The 17,451-nt window shown below is 68.4% G+C and carries 14 protein-coding genes; 8 read left to right on the forward strand and 6 right to left on the reverse strand.

What is annotated here, in order from left to right; all coding sequences use genetic code 11:
* Position 1 precedes the first annotated feature (1 nt).
* Positions 2 to 1,066: an HDOD domain-containing protein gene (locus tag AC1DIQ_RS02870; RefSeq protein WP_478049509.1), complete on the reverse strand. Its 1,065-nt coding sequence runs from the start codon at positions 1,064 to 1,066 to the stop codon at positions 2 to 4.
* A gap of 341 nt (positions 1,067 to 1,407) precedes the next feature.
* Between AC1DIQ_RS02870 and AC1DIQ_RS02875 the strand changes: the two genes are divergently transcribed.
* The gene (locus tag AC1DIQ_RS02875) at positions 1,408 to 2,505 is read left to right on the forward strand and encodes a Glu/Leu/Phe/Val dehydrogenase dimerization domain-containing protein (RefSeq protein ID WP_121041184.1); all 1,098 of its coding nucleotides are present in this window, start codon (positions 1,408 to 1,410) and stop codon (positions 2,503 to 2,505) included.
* A gap of 79 nt (positions 2,506 to 2,584) precedes the next feature.
* Here the strand turns inward: AC1DIQ_RS02875 and AC1DIQ_RS02880 are convergent, their stop codons facing one another.
* The gene (locus AC1DIQ_RS02880; protein ID WP_282261483.1) at positions 2,585 to 5,452 is read right to left on the reverse strand and encodes a S8 family serine peptidase; all 2,868 of its coding nucleotides are present in this window, start codon (positions 5,450 to 5,452) and stop codon (positions 2,585 to 2,587) included.
* Positions 5,453 to 5,627: 175 nt separating this feature from the next.
* Between AC1DIQ_RS02880 and AC1DIQ_RS02885 the strand changes: the two genes are divergently transcribed.
* From AC1DIQ_RS02885 to AC1DIQ_RS02895, 3 genes are all read left to right on the forward strand, one after another.
* On the forward strand, positions 5,628 to 6,803 hold the full coding sequence (locus AC1DIQ_RS02885; protein WP_121038700.1) for a thiolase family protein: 1,176 nt from the start codon (positions 5,628 to 5,630) through the stop codon (positions 6,801 to 6,803).
* 124 nt (positions 6,804 to 6,927) lie between these two features.
* A complete protein-coding gene (locus tag AC1DIQ_RS02890) occupies positions 6,928 to 7,269 on the forward strand; it encodes a hypothetical protein (RefSeq protein WP_088434503.1) in 342 nt (113 codons plus the stop codon).
* A 151-nt stretch (positions 7,270 to 7,420) separates the two neighbouring features.
* Entirely contained in the window at positions 7,421 to 7,825 is a 405-nt protein-coding gene (locus AC1DIQ_RS02895) for a hypothetical protein (protein ID WP_152154110.1), read from the forward strand.
* Between the two features lie 74 nt (positions 7,826 to 7,899).
* Here AC1DIQ_RS02895 and AC1DIQ_RS02900 read toward each other — a convergent pair whose 3' ends face one another.
* Positions 7,900 to 9,531 carry an isovaleryl-CoA dehydrogenase gene (locus AC1DIQ_RS02900; RefSeq protein WP_282261477.1) on the reverse strand — a complete coding sequence of 544 codons (1,632 nt, stop codon included), beginning with the start codon at positions 9,529 to 9,531 and terminating at the stop codon, positions 7,900 to 7,902.
* A gap of 109 nt (positions 9,532 to 9,640) precedes the next feature.
* Between AC1DIQ_RS02900 and AC1DIQ_RS02905 the strand changes: the two genes are divergently transcribed.
* From AC1DIQ_RS02905 to pdeM, 4 genes are read left to right on the forward strand one after another with little or no spacing between them, the layout of a single operon-like run.
* Positions 9,641 to 10,648, forward strand: a complete 1,008-nt coding sequence (locus AC1DIQ_RS02905) for a ligase-associated DNA damage response exonuclease (RefSeq protein WP_282261475.1) — start codon at positions 9,641 to 9,643, stop codon at positions 10,646 to 10,648.
* Positions 10,645 to 12,249: an ATP-dependent DNA ligase gene (locus AC1DIQ_RS02910; RefSeq protein ID WP_282261473.1), complete on the forward strand. Its 1,605-nt coding sequence runs from the start codon at positions 10,645 to 10,647 to the stop codon at positions 12,247 to 12,249. Before AC1DIQ_RS02905 ends, AC1DIQ_RS02910 begins: the two co-directional genes overlap by 4 nt.
* A 14-nt stretch (positions 12,250 to 12,263) precedes the next feature.
* Positions 12,264 to 14,711 carry a ligase-associated DNA damage response DEXH box helicase gene (locus AC1DIQ_RS02915; protein ID WP_478049510.1) on the forward strand — a complete coding sequence of 816 codons (2,448 nt, stop codon included), beginning with the start codon at positions 12,264 to 12,266 and terminating at the stop codon, positions 14,709 to 14,711.
* Positions 14,701 to 15,345, forward strand: a complete 645-nt coding sequence (gene pdeM, locus AC1DIQ_RS02920; RefSeq protein WP_121038718.1) for a ligase-associated DNA damage response endonuclease PdeM — start codon at positions 14,701 to 14,703, stop codon at positions 15,343 to 15,345. Before AC1DIQ_RS02915 ends, pdeM begins: the two co-directional genes overlap by 11 nt.
* Positions 15,346 to 15,390: 45 nt before the next feature.
* Here pdeM and AC1DIQ_RS02925 read toward each other — a convergent pair whose 3' ends face one another.
* The 3 genes from AC1DIQ_RS02925 to cspE all read right to left on the reverse strand — a co-directional run bounded on the left by AC1DIQ_RS02925 (position 15,391) and on the right by cspE (position 17,430).
* The gene (locus AC1DIQ_RS02925; RefSeq protein ID WP_121038721.1) at positions 15,391 to 15,660 is read right to left on the reverse strand and encodes a hypothetical protein; all 270 of its coding nucleotides are present in this window, start codon (positions 15,658 to 15,660) and stop codon (positions 15,391 to 15,393) included.
* A 251-nt stretch (positions 15,661 to 15,911) separates the two neighbouring features.
* Positions 15,912 to 17,159: an FAD-dependent oxidoreductase gene (locus AC1DIQ_RS02930; protein WP_282261468.1), complete on the reverse strand. Its 1,248-nt coding sequence runs from the start codon at positions 17,157 to 17,159 to the stop codon at positions 15,912 to 15,914.
* 64 nt (positions 17,160 to 17,223) lie between these two features.
* Positions 17,224 to 17,430 carry a transcription antiterminator/RNA stability regulator CspE gene (cspE, locus tag AC1DIQ_RS02935; RefSeq protein ID WP_019183439.1) on the reverse strand — a complete coding sequence of 69 codons (207 nt, stop codon included), beginning with the start codon at positions 17,428 to 17,430 and terminating at the stop codon, positions 17,224 to 17,226.
* Positions 17,431 to 17,451: the final 21 nt, after the last annotated feature.

Raw genomic sequence — 17,451 nt, forward strand, 5'->3', positions numbered from 1 at the left:
CTCAGCCGGCCTGGGCCACGTCCAGCTCGGCCTCTTCGCCCTCCAGCGTTTCCACGGGCCGCCCGTGCACGCGCCGCCAGATCCACTGCAGTGCATGCGGCGGCGTGTCGTCCAGTTGCTCCAGCAACGCCAGCGCCTGGACCTGACCGATCTGGCCATGGCGGCACAGCAGGCTGGCCGCCGCCGCCGCACGCGCAAAGCGCAGGCTGGCCGCCAATCCACTACCACTCTGGCGGATCAAGGCATCGTGCACGGCCTTGGGCAGCTCCCATGCCGCGGCGATGCGGCTGGCCACCGGCAGGGTCCAACTGTCGAGAAGATCGGCCGCCAGCGCACGCGGCGGGGCGGCGAGCGCCTGTTGCGTGCAGGCATCGAGCAGATGGCGCATCACCAGCGCCGCGCCCAGGCCCTGGGTCAGGCCCAGCCACTGCGCGGCGAAGCCATCTTCATGGGTCACGGTGCGTGCGTGGTCGGCGGCAGCGCGCGAGGCCAGCAGCGCATGCTCCCAGATCACCGCGCTGAACTGCGGAAAGGCATCGCACTGCAGTTGCATCACCGGCTGCACCAGCACCGCGCTGATGATCTGGCGGATGCCATCGGTACCGACCAGGGTGACCGCGCGCTGCAGGGTCTCCACCGGGCGCGCCTGCACCCGGTAGACCGGGCTGTTGGCGATGCGCAGCAGATTGCCGGTCAACACCGGGTCCTGGCTGATGATCGCGGCCATTGCGCGCGCCGAGGCGTCGCTGTCGTTGACGGTCTGGATCAGCTGCGGCAGCAGCTGCGGACGGCGGGGCAGGTGTTTGGCCGACCAGTCCCGCGCCAGCAGCGACGCGGTGACGGCATCACGCAGTTCAACGGTGCGCGGGGCCGCCGCGTCGGCGGCATCGCCACTGCGCGGCACCAGTGCCAGCGTATGCAGCCCGGCCTGCAGCACCCCCACCGGATCGGTACCCGGCGCTACCGGGGCGACCGGCAACGCCGCGGCCCGCCCGTGCGTGGCGGCGCCACGCGCCATCGCCCGGGCCACCACGGCACGCCGCCGGTGACCGAGCACAGCGGCCATGCCAAGCAGCGCCAGCACAGCGGCGCCGACGACCATCGCGCCGTTCATGCCCATGGCCCTGGACGCGCCGGGTCCCGCACTTGCCTTGTTGCGACTGCGCCCACGTGATCCTTCCTGCGATGACCGGCCATCCACACCGTTGCCACGGCATCGGCCTGCGCTTCAGCAACTTTAATGGCCGTGGTGCGCAGGACCCCTGACAACACCGTCCTTCGGAATGCACTAGAATGGCGCCGCGCGACCCGTCCGAGACCCGACGACGTCGCTTTTTTTGTTTTACAACCCACCTTTTGCTGGCGCGTTCGCCGCTGTTCGCCACCGTTCGCACCATCGGAGCCACCATGTTATTTGAAACCCTCGAAACCACCGGTCACGAACAAGTGGTGTTCTGCCACAGCCGCGACGCCGGTCTGAGGGCGATCATCGCCATCCACAACACCACCCTCGGCCCGGCCCTGGGCGGTGTGCGCATGCGTCCCTACGCCAGCACCGACGAGGCCCTGGCCGATGCGCTGCGCCTGAGCCGCACCATGACCTACAAGAACGCCCTGGCCGGCCTCAACGTGGGTGGTGGCAAGGCGGTGATCATCGGTGACCCCAAGCGCGACAAGACTGAAGTGCTGTTCCGCGCTTTCGGCCGTTATGTCGATTCGCTGGGTGGCCGCTACATCACCGCCGAGGACGTCGGCACCGATGTCAACGACATGGAAAACATCTACCTGGAGAGCGAGTACGTCACCGGCGTACACCAGGTGCACGGCGGCTCCGGCGACCCGGCACCGTTCACCGCGTATGGCGCGCTGCAGGCGCTGATGGCGTCGATGCAGCACAAGCTGGGCCATGAGGAAGTGGGCAAGGCCAGCATCGCGGTGCAGGGCCTGGGCCATATCGGCATGGAACTGGTGAAGCTGCTGCGCGATCGTGGCGCCAAGCTGTACGTCAGCGACCTGGACAGCACGCGCGTGGACCGCGCTGTCACCGAATACGGTGCGGAGGCGGTCAAGCCGGAAGACATCTACGACGTCAACGCCGACATCTTCGCGCCCTGCGCGCTGGAAGGCGCGATCAATCCGGATACCCTGCCGCGCCTAAAGTGCAAGATCGTCTGTGGTACCGCCAACAACCAGCTTTCCAGCCTGGAGGTCGGCGACGAGCTGCACGCGCGCGGCATCCTCTACGCACCGGATTACGCGGTCAACGCCGGGGGCGTCATGAACGTCTCGCTGGAGATCGACGGCTACAACCGTGAGCGCGCGATGCGCCTGATCCGCAGCATCTACCACAACCTCGGCCGCATCTTCGCGCTGTCGCAGAGCGAGGGCATCGCCCCGCAGCGCGCCGCCGACCAGATCGCCGAATCGCGCATCCTGTCGATCGGCAAGCTGAAGATGCCGCTGGGCCGGAGCACGCCGCGCCGGGGCAGCCTGCGCGGCAACTGAGCCGTTGCGCTGACAAACGAAGAGGGCGCGATCATCGATCGCGCCCTCTTTTTTTTTTGCGTCGCGGCCAGGCCCGCGTTTAGAACCCAGCCGAATAGCGCACCTGCACCTGACGCAGATCGCCGCGCGGCCCAAAGCGCTGGTCGTACCCGAACGCCAGTCGGCTGTTGCGGCTCAACCACGACTCCAGCGAGAGCCCGAACAACCCGCCCGAGCGGGCCGGCTGCAACCCTGCTACCGGCGCCCAGGCCTCGACGCCGACGAAGCTGGCCTCCAGCGAAAGGCCGTCGCTGGACAAATGCTGCTGCCATTCGGCATAGCCGCGCAGCGACCAGCCGCCCCAGCGCCGCTCGGCGCGCAGGCCGGCCAACGCCTGGCTGCGCGTACTCACGGCATCGCGCGCGCGCAGCCCGAAGCCCATGCCGCCTGTTTCACTGAAACCATCGCTGTCCACCCGGGCGTACTCGGCGCCCAGGTAAGGCGTCAGCGAGGCAGTGGCATTGCCGAAACGGTAGCCCGACTCCACGCTGGCCGCGCTGAAGCTGCCGCCATAGCGCGCATTGACGCCGTACTGCCCGGCACCGAGCAGCAACTGGCGATCGATCTCACGGGTGAACTGGCCGGCGCCGATCTGGCCCATCGCATACGCACGGCCGGTCCCCCAGCCCGCATAGACCTGCGCCTGCGATTGACGATCGCGGCCGCGGTCACTGCCCCACTCCCGGCTGCCGTAGCTGCGCGTTTCGCCGAACGCGAAACCGAGCATGCCGTGGCTGCCCAGCGCCATGTCCTGGCCCATCATCCAGCCCCGGGTCGCCACCCCGTTGCCGGCGAAGCTGCCCTGGCCCGCCTCGCCCAGCGTGCTCTGCCAGGCACCGCGCAGGCGTGGCGCGGCCTGCACATCACCGACCCGTGCCGACAGCGCACGACGGTTCATGTCGATGCTGTCGAAGGTCGCTGCCGTGGCCAGGGCGTGGGCCTTGCCGGAGAGGCTGTCCAGGCTGGCCTGCAAGGCGCTGGCGCCATCCACCTGCTGCAGCTTCCCGGCCGCGTCGGCAAACCCATCCAGTGCCGCGCCGCTGCGATCCAGCACTTCAAACGCGGATTCGACCCGCGCTGCCGAGGCCAGCGCCGTGCCGCCCAGGCCGGCCTGGAGGCTGGCGCTGGTCACGCTGATGCGGTCGATGACCATGGTGACGTCGTTGTTGGCGTGCAGCAGGCTGGCCTGGAGCAGGCTGCCGGGTGCCAGCCCATTGGTGACGCTGGCGAAGGTGCCGGTCACCCCACCATCGGCATGCAGCAGCGGCTGCGTGCGTCCGTCCTGGGGCACGTAGCCACTGATGATGCTGTCCACGCGCACCGTGCCGGCCAGCGTGGCGGTGCCGTTCACCATGAGCGGGTTGGCCCCCAGTGCGACGACCAGTTGCGCGCCGGCACGCTGGATGTAGTTGCCTTCGATGACAGCATCGATATTGTCGCTGCGCAGCATCACGCTGGCGCCGTTGTCCACGTTGCCGCCCACCCGCGTGGTGCCGTTCATGAACTGCAGCGCCGCGGCGTTGGGATCACCTGCCTGCGGCACGATGAGCACGTTGGAACGCAGCGACGCACCGCCGCGCAACGCAAGGGTGCCGCGCTCGATGAACGTGTCACCGGTGTAGGTATTGGCGCCGGCCAGGGTCAACGCACCCGTACCCTGCTTGGTCAGTCCGCCACTGCCGCTGATGTCGTTGCTCCATACCGAATTCAGCCCCGGCGTGCTGACATTGACCGTCGTATCGCCCCAGTCCAGCCTGGCCGGTCCGTTGATCGCCTTGGCGATGTTGAGCAGGCCATAGCCGAAGGTGCTGTCCACGCCACCCGCGCCGAGATCGGTCGCCGTGCCGAGCAGGGTCTGACGCACCAGGTCGTTGGTGAAGTACGGGTACTTCTGCCACACCAGCGCGGCCGCGCCGGAGACCAGCGGCGCTGCATAGGACGTGCCCGAGCCGTAGTAGTACGTGGGCGTGCCGCCGGTGTTGGCCGGATCGACGTACGCCGCGGTGCCCGGGGCCGCAAGGCAATAGCGTGCTGCCACGCCGCACGCGTTGGCGTAGGAGGCCAGCTTGCTCGGGTCGGCGGTATCGACCGCGGTCACGCTGAGCCACCCGCGCTCCAGATCCGCTGCCGGCAGGCTGCCGCCGGTGCCCGGCTGGCTGGGCAGGGCCGCCATGCTGGAGGGATTGGCCTTGCTCTCGTTGCCGGTCGCGAACACCACCAGGCCGCCATTGCCGATGATGAAAGGACGGTACTCCTGGGCAATCGGCGAGGTGGCGGCCGGATTGGTCCAGTACAGGCCGCCCCACGAGTTGTTCATGATCTTGACGCCGGCATTGATCAGATCCTGGTGCACGGGCGCCAGGCCCAGCGCACCGCTGACCTGGTTGCCGCTGCCGGACCCATCATCGACCGGGCTTTTGTCGGCGATGATCCGTGCCGACACGATCTGCGCATCCGTCGCCACACCGCCTGGCCAGCTTCCCACCCGGCGACCGGCCGCCAACTGGGACACCACAGTGCCATGCCCGACCACATCATCCACGTTGGGGTTGTTCACCCGCGGATCGACGTAGGTGTAACTGGCCACGACGCGCCCGTTGAGCGCCGGATGGCTGCGGTTGACGCCTGAATCGACTACGCCGATGCGCACGCCGGCGCCGGTCCAGCCGGCCGCCTGCGCGGGGCCGGCCTGGATGATGCTCAGGTGCGCATCGAAGGCCGGCTGTGCCGGCGGTGCCGTGGTCGGCGGTGGCGTCGGGGGCGTGGTGGGGGGCGGCGACGGCGGGGTGGTCGGGGGAGGCGACGGCTCCAGATCCCCGCGGACATTGCTGCCCCCGCCTCCGCAGGCACTGAGTGCCAACGCCAACGCCGCGGCCAAGGCCGACCTGCCGATCACAACCTGCTTCATCCCTGCTCCCCTTGTGAATGGACCTTCCCCACCTGCCTGCCCCCGGGCAGACACCGGCAGTCAATGCCGACCCTCTATACTGGACCGACCCCCACGCAGTCTGCCGGGAAATGCGTCGGCTTCCAACGCCCGCGTTCCCATTCCGCTCTTCGCTCACGCACCAAAGAGATTGCACATGTCCAACATCGTCATCGCCGCCGCCAAGCGCACCGCCATCGGCTCCTTCCTGGGCCAGTTCAACGGCGTGCCGTCCCCGACCCTGGGGTCCACCGTGATCGCCGCGGCCCTGGAGCAGTCCGGAGTACCGGCTGCGGACGTTTCCGAAGTGATCATGGGCTGCGTGCTGCCGGCCAACCTCGGCCAGGCGCCGGCCCGCCAGGCCGCGATCGCCGCCGGGATTCCGGTCTCCACCGGCGCCACCACCCTCAACAAGGTGTGCGGCTCGGGCATGAAGGCCATCATGCTGGGGCATGACCTGATCAAGGCCGGCTCGGCCAGCATCGTGGTCGCCGGCGGCATGGAGTCGATGTCCAACGCCCCGCACATGATCCCCAACTCGCGCACCGGCAACCGCTTCGGCAACTTCCAGGTGATCGACCACATGGCCCACGACGGCCTGGTCAATGCCTATGACGGCAAAGCCATGGGCGAGTTCGCCGAGTGCACGGTGGAGAAGTACCAGGTCAGCCGCGAGGACCAGGATGCCTTCGCCATCGAATCGGTGCGCCGTGCGCAGGCCGCCCAGGCCAACGGCGCTTTCGACGGTGAGATCGTCCCGGTGAAGGTCAGCACGCGCAAGGGTGAGGTGGAATACGCACAGGACGAGCAGCCGAGCCGCTCGGACATCGCCAAGATCCCGACCCTGCGCCCGGCGTTCAAGAAGGACGGCACCGTCACCGCCGCCAGTTCGTCGAGCATCTCCGACGGCGCTGCCGCCGTGGTGCTGCTGTCCGAAGAAGATGCCGCCGCCCGCGGCCTGCAGCCGCTGGCCCGCATCGTCGGCCATGCGACCCACTCCCAGGCGCCGGAATGGTTCACCACCGCCCCCATCGGTGCGATCCAGAAGCTGCTGGAAAAGACCGGCTGGACGCTGGACCAGGTGGACCTGTTCGAGATCAACGAAGCCTTCGCCGTGGTCGCGATGGCGCCGATCCGCGAACTGGGCATTCCGCACGACAAGGTCAATGTCAATGGCGGCGCCTGCGCATTGGGTCATCCCATCGGTGCGTCCGGTGCACGGCTGGTGGTCACGCTGGTGAACGCATTGCGCAAGCGTGACGCCAAGCGCGGAATTGCTACCCTGTGCATTGGCGGCGGCGAAGCCACGGCCATCGCTATCGAATTGATTTGATTTGATTTAACGCGCATTTCTCAAAACTGAATGCGCGATCGCTTGACAGCCAATCGTGGCTTGTCATCATGTTGCCGGGCGCGCAATAGCGCGTTGCCTAATCTAACGACGAGGATTCACAACAATGAGCATCAACAAGCTGCTGATCGCGATGGCCCTGGGCCTGGCTCTGACCGCCTGCTCGAAGCAGGAGCAGGCTGCTGACGCCGCCGCTTCGGCCAACGAAGCTGCCGCTGACGCCCAGGCCGCTGCTGACCAGGCCGCTGCTGCTGGCGCCCCGGCTGCTGACGCTGCCCAGGCTGCTGCTGACACCGCCACCACCGCTGCTGACGCTTCGGCTGATGCCGCTGCCCAGGCTGCCGGCGCTGCCACCGACGCTGCTGCCGACCAGGCTGCTGACGCTGCCAAGGCTGCCGAAGGCACCGCCGAGAAGGCCAAGGACGCTGCTGAAGAAGCCAAGAAGTAATAACTTCTTTCTTCAAGCACGTCTGAAGAAGCCGCTGGTTCGCCAGCGGCTTTTTCTTTGGGCGCGTGTTGTGCAGATCCTGCCACGCACCGGTTCTTCACAGACGCATGAATAGGCTGGCCTCCCATCCATCGCCGTTCTGGAGCGCCACATGAAGATCCGTCCGCTGACCACCTCCCTGCTGGCTGCTTCCCTGCTGCTCGGCCTGGCCGCGTGCAAGGGCCCGGAGGCCGAACAGGCCCGCCGTGATGCCGCCCAGGCTGCCGACAGCACCAATGCCGCCGCGCGCGAAGCCGTGGACAAGGCCGCTGCCGCCACCCGCACTGCCGCCGACGATGCCGCTGCCGCCTCCGAGCGCGCCGCCGCCGACACCCAGCAGGCGCTCGACCGCGCAGCCGCAGCGACCTCCGAGGCCGCTGGCGAAGCCAAGGTTGCCGCCAAGGATGCGGCCGCCCATGCCAGCGATTCAACCGCCGACGCCGCGCAGAAAGTCGCCGACAAGGCACGCGACGTTGCCGACGACGCCAAGAAGAACGCCAACGAAGCCAAGCGCTGAATCGGCTCCCTCACGCCGTCTTCGGGTGTGACCAACGCCCCCTCTCCGGAGGGGGCGTTTTCATTGGGGCGCGTTCACGGCAGAGCGCGGCTCAGCACGGCCGCGAAATCCACGTCGGCCGGCAACGTCCCGAAGGCCATCCCATGCTCGGCACCCAGCCGCGAGCGGACGAAGGCCGATGCGTTCGGGCTCTGCGCGCCCAGCAGGACCGCGGCCTGCAAGACCAGCGCCAGGCGTTCGGTGATACGGCGGGCCTGAGCTTCCTGTGGCGTTGCCGCGCGCTGCATGCGTAACGCCCGCAGTGCCGCGTCATAGATCGCATCCACACCGGCCACCGCATCCAGCTCGGCGTCCAGCGCCTGCAGCACCTGTGGTTCGCGCGACAGCGCACGCAGCACATCCAGGCACTGGATGTTGCCGCTGCCTTCCCAGATCGAATTCAACGGCGCTTGACGATACAGCCGCGGCAGCATCGACTCCTCCACATAGCCGGCACCGCCGAGGCACTCCTGCGCTTCATTGACGAACACGGCCGCGCGCTTGCACACCCAGTACTTGCCCACCGCCGTCGTGATGCGTGCGAATGCGGCCTGCTGCGGGTCCGTCCCGGCCTGATCCACCGCCCGCGCCACGCGCAGGGCAAACACCGTGGCCGCTTCGGATTCGATCGCCAGATCCGCCAGTACGTTGGCCATCAGCGGGTGCTCGCTCAGCTGCTTGCCGAAGCTGCTGCGATGCCGGGTGTGATGCAGCGCCTGCGCCAGGGCCATGCGCATCTCGGCGGCGGCACCGAGCATGCAGTCCAGCCGCGTCATCATGACCATGCCGATGATGGTCGCCACCCCGCGCCCTTCCTCGCCCACCCGCTGCGCCCAGGCCCCGCACAGCTCCACCTCGCTGGAGGCGTTGGACCAGTCGCCAAGCTTGTCTTTCAAGCGCATCAGACGGAACGCGTTGCGGTGGCCATCGGCCAGGCGCCGCGGCATGAGGAAACAGCTCAGGCCGCCCGGCGCCTGCGCCAGCACCAGGAAGCCATCGGACATCGGCGCGGAGAAGAACCACTTATGGCCCACCAACGCATAGCTGCCATCGGCCTGGGGCTCGGCCCGCGTGGTGTTGCTGCGTACGTCCGAGCCGCCCTGCTTCTCGGTCATGCCCATGCCCAGGGTGATCCCGGCCTTGTCGGCAATGGGTACGTCACGCGGGTCGTAGTGAGGCGCTGCCGCCTTGTCCGCCCAGGCGGCGAGCGACGGATCCTGGCGCAACACGGCGACCGCAGCGTGGGTCATCGTCAACGGGCAACTGGTGCCCGCCTCGGCCTGGTGGTGCAGATAGCTCAACGCCGCGCGTGCCACATGCGCGCCGGGGCGACCATCGTGCCAGGACAGCCCGGCCACGCCATGCGTTTTCGCCGCCGTCATCAGCTGGTGGTATGCCGGATGGAACTCGACGGTATCGATGCGATGGCCCTGTGCATCGTGGGTGCGCAGACGCGGGCGATCGCGGTTGGCATCGAAGCCGATCCGATAGAGCTCATCGCCGGCGAGACCGCCATAGCTGGCCAACTGGCCCGCGAACGCGGCGCCGCCTTCGCGCTGTACTGCCTCGGCCAGCGCGACGTCGTCGGCCCACAGATTGCGCCCTCCGAACGGTGGCGGCTGGTTGCTCACCTGATGCGTTTCGAACGCGGGCAATGCAGACGTCATCACGGCGACCTCCTTGCAGACAGATGCACCGATTCTGCCGCATCTCCCTGCAGGCCGCCGTTCATGCGGATTCTCACCTCCTGCACGAGCGCGGCGGCACAGTGCAGACATGAACACCGATGCCGACAACGAAGACCTGGTGGTGCTCCGGCCCGAGGGGCTGTACTGCCCGGCCGGTGATTTCCACATCGACCCGTGGCGGCCGGTGCCGCGTGCGGTGATCACGCACGGCCATGGCGATCACGCGCGCAACGGCATGGGCCATTACCACTGCACCACGCAGACCCTGCCGATCCTGCGCTGGCGCCTGGGCGATGTGGACTGCACCGCGCACGCGTACGGCGAGCGCTTCCCCTTGGGCAACACCGAGGTCTCGCTGCATTCGGCCGGGCATGTGCTGGGCTCGGCCCAGGTGCGGATCGCGCACGCGGGACGGGTATGGGTGGCCTCGGGCGACTACAAGCGCCAGCCCGATCCGAGCTGCGACCCGTTCGAGGTGGTGCCCTGCGACACCTTCATCACCGAAGCGACCTTCGGCCTGCCGGTCTACCGCTGGCCGGACACCGCGCAGGTCGCCGCCGACATCGTGGCCTGGCGGCGCGAATGCGAAGCACGTGGCGAGGCGGCCGTACTGCTCTGCTACGCGCTCGGCAAGGCGCAGCGGATCCTGGCCGAACTGCTGCCACTGGATGACCAGCCTGCGCTGCTGCATGGCGCGATCGCCACCGGCGTGGCGGTCTACCGCGAGGCCGGCATTGCGATGCTGGCCACCGAGCCGGTCAGCGAGCAGGCGCGCGGTGCCGAGTTCGCCGGCAAGCTGATTCTTGCCCCGCCCTCGGCCGCCGGAAGCGCGTGGATGCGCCGCTTCAAGCGTGCGCAGCTGGGCTTCGCCTCCGGCTGGATGCGGGTGCGTGGCAACCGCCGCCGGCGCAACTACGATCGCGGCTTTGTGGTCTCCGATCACGCCGACTGGCCCGACCTGCTGCGCACCATCGCCGAAACCGGCGCGCGACGCGTGATCGCCACCCACGGCAATACCGATGCGCTGATCCGGTTCCTGCGCGAGCGGGGTGTCGCCGCCGAAGCGTTCGCTACCGGCTACGGGGACGAAGAATGAAACGCTTCGCCGCGCTTTACAGCGAACTCGACCGCAGCACCGCGACCGGCGACAAGCGCGCCGCGCTGGTGCGCTACTTCCAGCAGGTGCCACCGCACGACGCGGCATGGGCCCTGTTCCTGCTGGCCGGCGGCAAGGTCACCAGTGCGCGGCAGAAGATCGCCGGCAACGCCGAACTGCGCGCGTGGGTCGCCGAGATGTCCGACACACCGGCGTGGCTGGTGGACGACAGCTATGACCAGGTGGGCGATCTGGCCGAGACCCTCACCCTGCTGATGGACGACCCGGTGCAGGCCGGGGCGGATATCGCGCTCGCCGACTGGATCGAGCAGAAGCTGCTGCCGGTCGCCAATCAACCCGAGCCGGTGCGCCACGCCGCGGTCACGCAGGCCTGGCAACACCTTGCCTTCGACGAGCGGCTGGTGTTCAACAAGCTGCTGACCGGCGCGCTGCGCGTGGGGGTATCGCAGCGGCTGGTGCAGCAGGCACTGGCCGAATGGTCGGGCCTTGATATCGCGCGCATCGCCCAGCGCATGCTCGGCAGCTGGGTGCCCACGCCCGGGCTGCTGGCGGCGCTGCTGTCACCGGAAGAGCGGCCGGAAGATCGCCAGCAGCCCTACCCGTTCTTCCTGGCCTCACCGCTGGAGGCGGAGGTCGACACGCTCGGGCCGATCGAGGACTGGCTGCTGGAATGGAAATGGGATGGCATCCGCCTGCAGGTGCTGCGCCGCCAGGGCGAAGTCGCGCTGTGGTCGCGCGGCGAAGAACGTCTGGATGGGCGCTTCCCGGAGATTGAAGCGGCGGCGATGGCGCTGCCCGATGGCTGCGTGATCGATGGCGAACTGCTGGCCTGGGCCGACGGCGATGATCTGCCGCTGCCCTTCACCGCGCTGCAGACGCGCATCCAGCGCCTCAAGCCTGGCCCCAAGACGCTGCGCGATACGCCGGTGCGCGTGCTCGCCTACGATCTGCTCGAACTGGACGGTGACGACCTGCGCGCCTTGCCGCTCTCGCAACGGCGTGCGCGCTTGGCCGAGGTGCTTGCCGCGCTGGACGACCCCCGCCTGATGCTGTCGCCGGCGGTCCGCGTGGCGGATTGGAGCGCGGCGGCCACGCAGCGCGATCTGGCCCGCGAGCGCGGTGTGGAAGGGCTGATGCTCAAACGCGGCGACTCTGTCTACCAGGCCGGGCGCCGACGCGGCGACTGGTGGAAATGGAAGATCGCCCCGCTGACCATCGATGCGGTGATGATCTACGCGCAGTCCGGCCACGGCCGGCGCAGCACGCTCTACACCGATTACACCTTCGGGGTGTGGGACGGCGAAACGCTGGTGCCGGTGGCCAAGGCGTACTCGGGCCTGGACGACAAGGAAATCCTGGCGCTGGACCGCTGGATCCGCGCGAACACGATCGAGCGCTTCGGGCCGGTGCGCAGCGTGCGTGGCGAGCAGGTGTTCGAACTTGGCTTCGAAGCGGTGAACCGCAGCAAGCGGCACAAGTCCGGCATCGCCGTACGCTTCCCGCGCATCCTGCGCTGGCGGCATGACAAACCCGCCAGCGAGGCCGACACCCTGGCCCAGCTGCAGGCGCTGGCGCGGTGACCCGACGCGAGGCCATGGCCCGGCTGACGGCGTGGTTCGCCAGCCGGGGCTGGGCGCCGCTGCCCTTCCAGAAAGCCATGTGGCGGCATTACCTGGCCGGCGCGTCCGGCCTGCTGCACACACCGACCGGCAGCGGCAAGACGCTGGCCATGTTCGGTGGCCCGTTGCTGCAGGCGCTCAACAACCCGCCCCCCCGAACCACCCGCGGCCGCGCGAAGACCCCTGTACCCGTCCTGCAGGTGCTGTGGATCACCCCGCTGCGGGCACTGGCCGCCGACACCGCGCGCGCGTTGCGTGAGCCACTGGATGCCCTCGGGTTGGACTGGCAGGTGGGCCTGCGTACCGGTGATGCCAGCGCGCGCGACAAGCGCCTGGCGCGTGAAGGGCGGCTGGATGTGCTGGTGACCACGCCCGAATCATTGGCGCTGCTGCTGAGCTATCCCGACACGATGGCGCGCCTGCAGCACCTGCGCTGCGTGGTGGTGGACGAGTGGCACGAACTGCTCGGCAACAAGCGCGGCGTGCTGCTGCAGTTGAATCTGCGCCGCCTGCGCGATGCCCTGCCCGCGCTGCAGGTGTGGGGGCTGTCTGCGACGCTGGGCAATCTGGACGAAGCGCGCGAGGTGCTGTTGCCCGATGTGCCCGATGCCCCGCTGGTGGCCGGCGCGCGGCCGCGCCCGGTCAGTGTGGAGACGCTGCTGCCCGCGCAGGGCGAGCGCTTCCCGTGGGCAGGCCACCTGGGTCTGTCGCAGTTGCAGCGCGTGCTCGAAAAACTGCTGACGGTGCGTACCAGCCTGCTGTTCACCAACACCCGTGCGCACGCCGAGCTCTGGCATCAGGCGCTGTCGGCGGTGTGGCCGGAAGACCCGGCCACACTCGCCCTGCATCACGGCTCGCTCGACCCGGCGTTGCGCCGCGCGGCCGAAGAAGGCCTGCGCGAGGGCCGGCTGCGCTGCGTGGTCGCCACTTCCAGCCTGGATCTGGGTGTGGATTTCCCCAGTGTCGACCAGGTGCTGCAGATCGGCAGCCCCAAGGGTATCGCACGGTTGCTGCAGCGCGCGGGGCGCGCCAGGCATCGTCCCGGCGAATCCGGGCACATCGTGTGTGTCCCCTCGCACGCGCTGGAGCTGGTGGAATACGCGGCTGCGCGGCGCGCGCTGGCCCACGGCCACATCGAAGCACGCCGGCCGCTGCGCTTGTCGCTGGATGTGTTGGCGCAGCATGCGGTGAGCTTCGCACTCGGCGGCGGCTTCGATCCGGACGTGCTGTTCGAGCAGGTGCGGCGCACACACGCGTTCGCCGGTCTGGACCGCGCGCACTGGGAGGGCGTGCTGGAGTTCATCGTGCAGGGCGGCCGCGCGCTGTCGCAGTACCCGGATTTCCACAAGGTCGTGCGCGATGACGATGGCATTTACCGCGTGCACGACCGTCGCGTCGCGCTGCGGCACCGGTTGTCGATCGGCACCATCACCAGCGATGGCAGTGTCATGGTGCAGTTCCTGCGCGGCGGCCGGCTGGGTGCGGTGGAAGAACAGTTCCTCAGCCGGCTGCGGCCCGGTGATCGCTTCCAGTTCGCCGGCCGCCTGCTGGAACTGGTGCGGCTGGAGAACCTGACCGCCTACGTGCGCGTGGCACGCGGCGGCGATGGGGTGGTGCCGCGTTGGCAGGGCGGCCGGTTGCCGCTGTCGGACGCGCTAGGGCATGAAATGGAAACAGTGCTGGCCCACCCGCCCGAGAGCCCGGAGATGCAGTGGCTGGCGCCGCTGTTGGCGCTGCAGATGCGCCTGTCGGCCCTGCCTGGGCCTGAGCTGCTGCTGGTGGAGCATGTCCGCCGGCGCGAAGGCCAGTTCGTGTTCGTGTATCCCTTCGCCGGCCGTCAGGTCAATGAAGGGCTGGCCGCGTTGATGGCGATGCGCTGGACGCGCCTGCAGACCAATACGTTCGGCTACGCGGCCAACGATTACGGTTTCGTACTCGCCCCGGCACGTGCGGTTGAGATCGATGCGGCACGCGTGCGCGCGTTGCTGGAACCACAGGGACTGCTTGCGGATCTGCGCGAGAGCCTCAATCTGGGCGAGCTTGCCCGACGCCAGTTCCGCGACATCGCGCGCGTCTCCGGCATGCTGGTACCCGCGCTGCCGGGGCGGACACCGCGCAGCCTGCGTCAGCTGCAGGCCTCCAGCGGATTGCTGTTCGACGTCCTGCGCCAACATGATCCGGATCACATCCTGCTGACGCTGGCCGAACACGAAGTGCTGCACGATCAACTTGGTATTGAGCGTCTGGCCCGCGCCCTCACCCTCTGCCAGGCGCGGACGCTGAGCCTGCAGCATCCGGCCAGCCTAGGCCCACTGTCCTTCCCCCTCTGGGCCGAGCGGCTGCGCGGCCAACTCAGCAACGAAGACTGGAAGACCCGCGTCCTGCGCGCTGCACAGCAACTGGAGAAGCGCCATGGCGCCTGAACTGCCGATCACCCTCGCCGGCGAAGCCGTCCACCTGCTCGGCGCGCGTGCGCTGCATTGGCCGGCGCGCAACGCGCTGTTGATCGCTGACCTGCATCTGGGCAAAGCGGACCTGTTCCGGCGGTCGGGCATCGGCCTGCCCAGCGGCGGTACGTCCGATGACCTGCAGCGGCTGGGCGCGATGGTGCAGCACCACGACGTGCGCCATCTGTGGATTCTCGGGGATGTGCTGCATGGCGCGGCGCATCGCGCGGCGTGGTACCGGCAGTGGCAGGGATGGCGCGAGCAACATCCTCACCTGTGGATCGGCGCGCTGGAAGGCAATCACGACCGGGTGTTGCCCAAGGCCGACCTGGGCATCGAACTGCTCGGCGAGCGTGTGCAGGAGGGGCCCTTCCTGCTGCGCCATGCACCGCAGCGCCAGCCGGGCCTGCATGTGCTGTGCGGCCATCTGCACCCGCTGGCGCGCCTGCCCGGCATGCAGCGGCGGTGGCCGTCGTTCTGGATGCGCGAGGGAATGACGATCCTGCCGGCGTTTTCCGGATTCACCGCCGGCATCGCACCGGTGCTCGGTGCCGGCGAGCAGCTGGTGGCCTGTGTCGAAGACCAGGCCATCGCGTTGCCGGCGCGCTGATTCGGGCAGCGCGCGACGTCAGTGGCCCCAACTACCTTGCCTGGATCAGGCAGCCGAAGCCAACAGGTCCGGCATCAACCGGATATCCGGTGCGTTCGGATTGGGCCGTACGGGTTGCCGTTGGATCGCGGTCAGCATGTCATGGGCGGCGGCACGGATGCGCGGATGGTGCTCCGGCGCGGCGTGCGTGATGAGGCTGGTCACATGGAACTCGAACACGTCTTCCATCACGTCCGGCTGATCCTCATGCAGCATCTGCAGTAGTCCGCGCAGTTTGCGGATTTCACTTTCCAGAGTTTCGGCCGAGAACAGCATTTCAATCTCCTTGGTTGCGATCGGTCCACCGGACCGTAGGTCGCAAACGCAGCATCACCGTACCACCCCGCCGTCGCGGGCCTCCAAGCGATCAGGAATCGGACGCGCATGGGCGGTGTCAGCAGGGCGCGCATGGACAAGCGCGAGCGCTGCGTTTGCCAGGGTGTTGTCCCATGCCAGCGGTGAGTCCACCGTCAATGAATGTTATTCACGCCTTCACATCGGCGTGCGCGCACCGATACGCAGGGGTATCAGCGGATGCCATCCGTCGCTCGCGCGGCATGCATCGCCTGCACGAACGCGGGCGACAACGGCAGTCTGCCCAGCCAGCCACGTTGGGTTCCGCTGAGCACGCGGAGCATATGCCCGCGCCCACCCGGCACGCGGCCCATGGGTTGGAACAGCACATCGCGTGCGCGCGCCAGTCCATCGCGTTCGGACTGGAACAAGGGCGTCAGCCATCGACTCCAGTACTGGTAGATCGCCACGTGGGCGCGCCGCTGCACCTGGTAGGCGCGCAGCGCGACCTCGGCATCGGCGTGCGCGCGCAGTGCGTCGCGCAACGCCAGCGCGTCCATCAGCGCCATGTTCACGCCCTGCCCCAGCTGTGGACTCATCGCGTGCGCCGCATCGCCGACCAGCACCAGCCGCCCGCGATGCCAGCGCGAGAGCACGGCGTCACGGTACCCGGCGCGGGCCAGTTGACCCGGTTCGGTCACGCCGGCGAGGCGCTCGTGCGCCTGCGGCCACAGCGTGGCGATCTCGTCGAGCCAGCGGGCCATGCCGTCACGCTCCCACTGTGCGAAGTGGTCACGCGGCAGGCTCCAGAAGAAACTCAGCTGCGGCGCATCGTTGCCCGGCCGAGTCCCAACCGGCAGCAGCCCGATCATCTTGCGCGCGGCCACATAGCGTTGCCGCAGTTCATCCACGTGCGGCCAGTCGCCGCGCGGCAGCAGGCACCACAGCGCGCCCCACGGGTATTCGCGGTCCAGCGTGGTGCCCTGCACCTGCGCGCGCAGCGAGGAGGCGGCACCATCGGCAGCAATCACCAGATCGTACGGCCCGTGCCAGCGCCCGTCCGCATCACGCACGCGCCCCTGCGCGGTGTCCACCTCGACGATGGCGGTACCGGCCTGCAGGTTGCCCGGCTGTTCCCACGCAGCTGCCAGCAGCGAGAACAACGCGCCGCGCTGCATGCCCACGCCGTGCAGTGCAGCATCCAGATGGACGTACCGCATATCCATCACCGCGCGTCCGCACGGCGTCTCGCCGTACAGGCGGCGCACCGCAGCGCCGTGACGGAGCACCGCGGGAAGCAGCCCCATCTGCCAGAGCACGTCCAGGCCGCTGGGCTGGAGCAGGAAGCCTGCACCGACGGGTCCCGGGGTTGCGGCACGCTCGAACACGTGCACATCGTGATGATCGCGTGAAAGCAGGATCGACAACGCCTGCCCGGCGGTGCCGTAGCCGACGATGGCGATGGTGCGAGGTGGAGACATGCGCGTACTCACTGATGAAAAAAAACCCCGCCGAAGCGGGGTTTTCAATGCGCAGCTGAAAGAATCACTCAGCCGGCACGATGTTCGAGGCTTGGGCGCCCTTCGGGCCCTGGGTCACGTCATAGGTGACCTTCTGGCCTTCCTGCAGACTGCGGAAGCCCTTGGAGTTGATCGCGGAGAAGTGCGCGAAGACGTCGGCGCTGCCGTCCTCCGGCGAGATAAAGCCAAATCCCTTGGCGTCGTTGAACCACTTGACGGTACCGTTCGGCATGGTAATGCGAGACCTTCTTCT

This window comes from Stenotrophomonas sp. 05L413 (assembly GCF_056397945.1).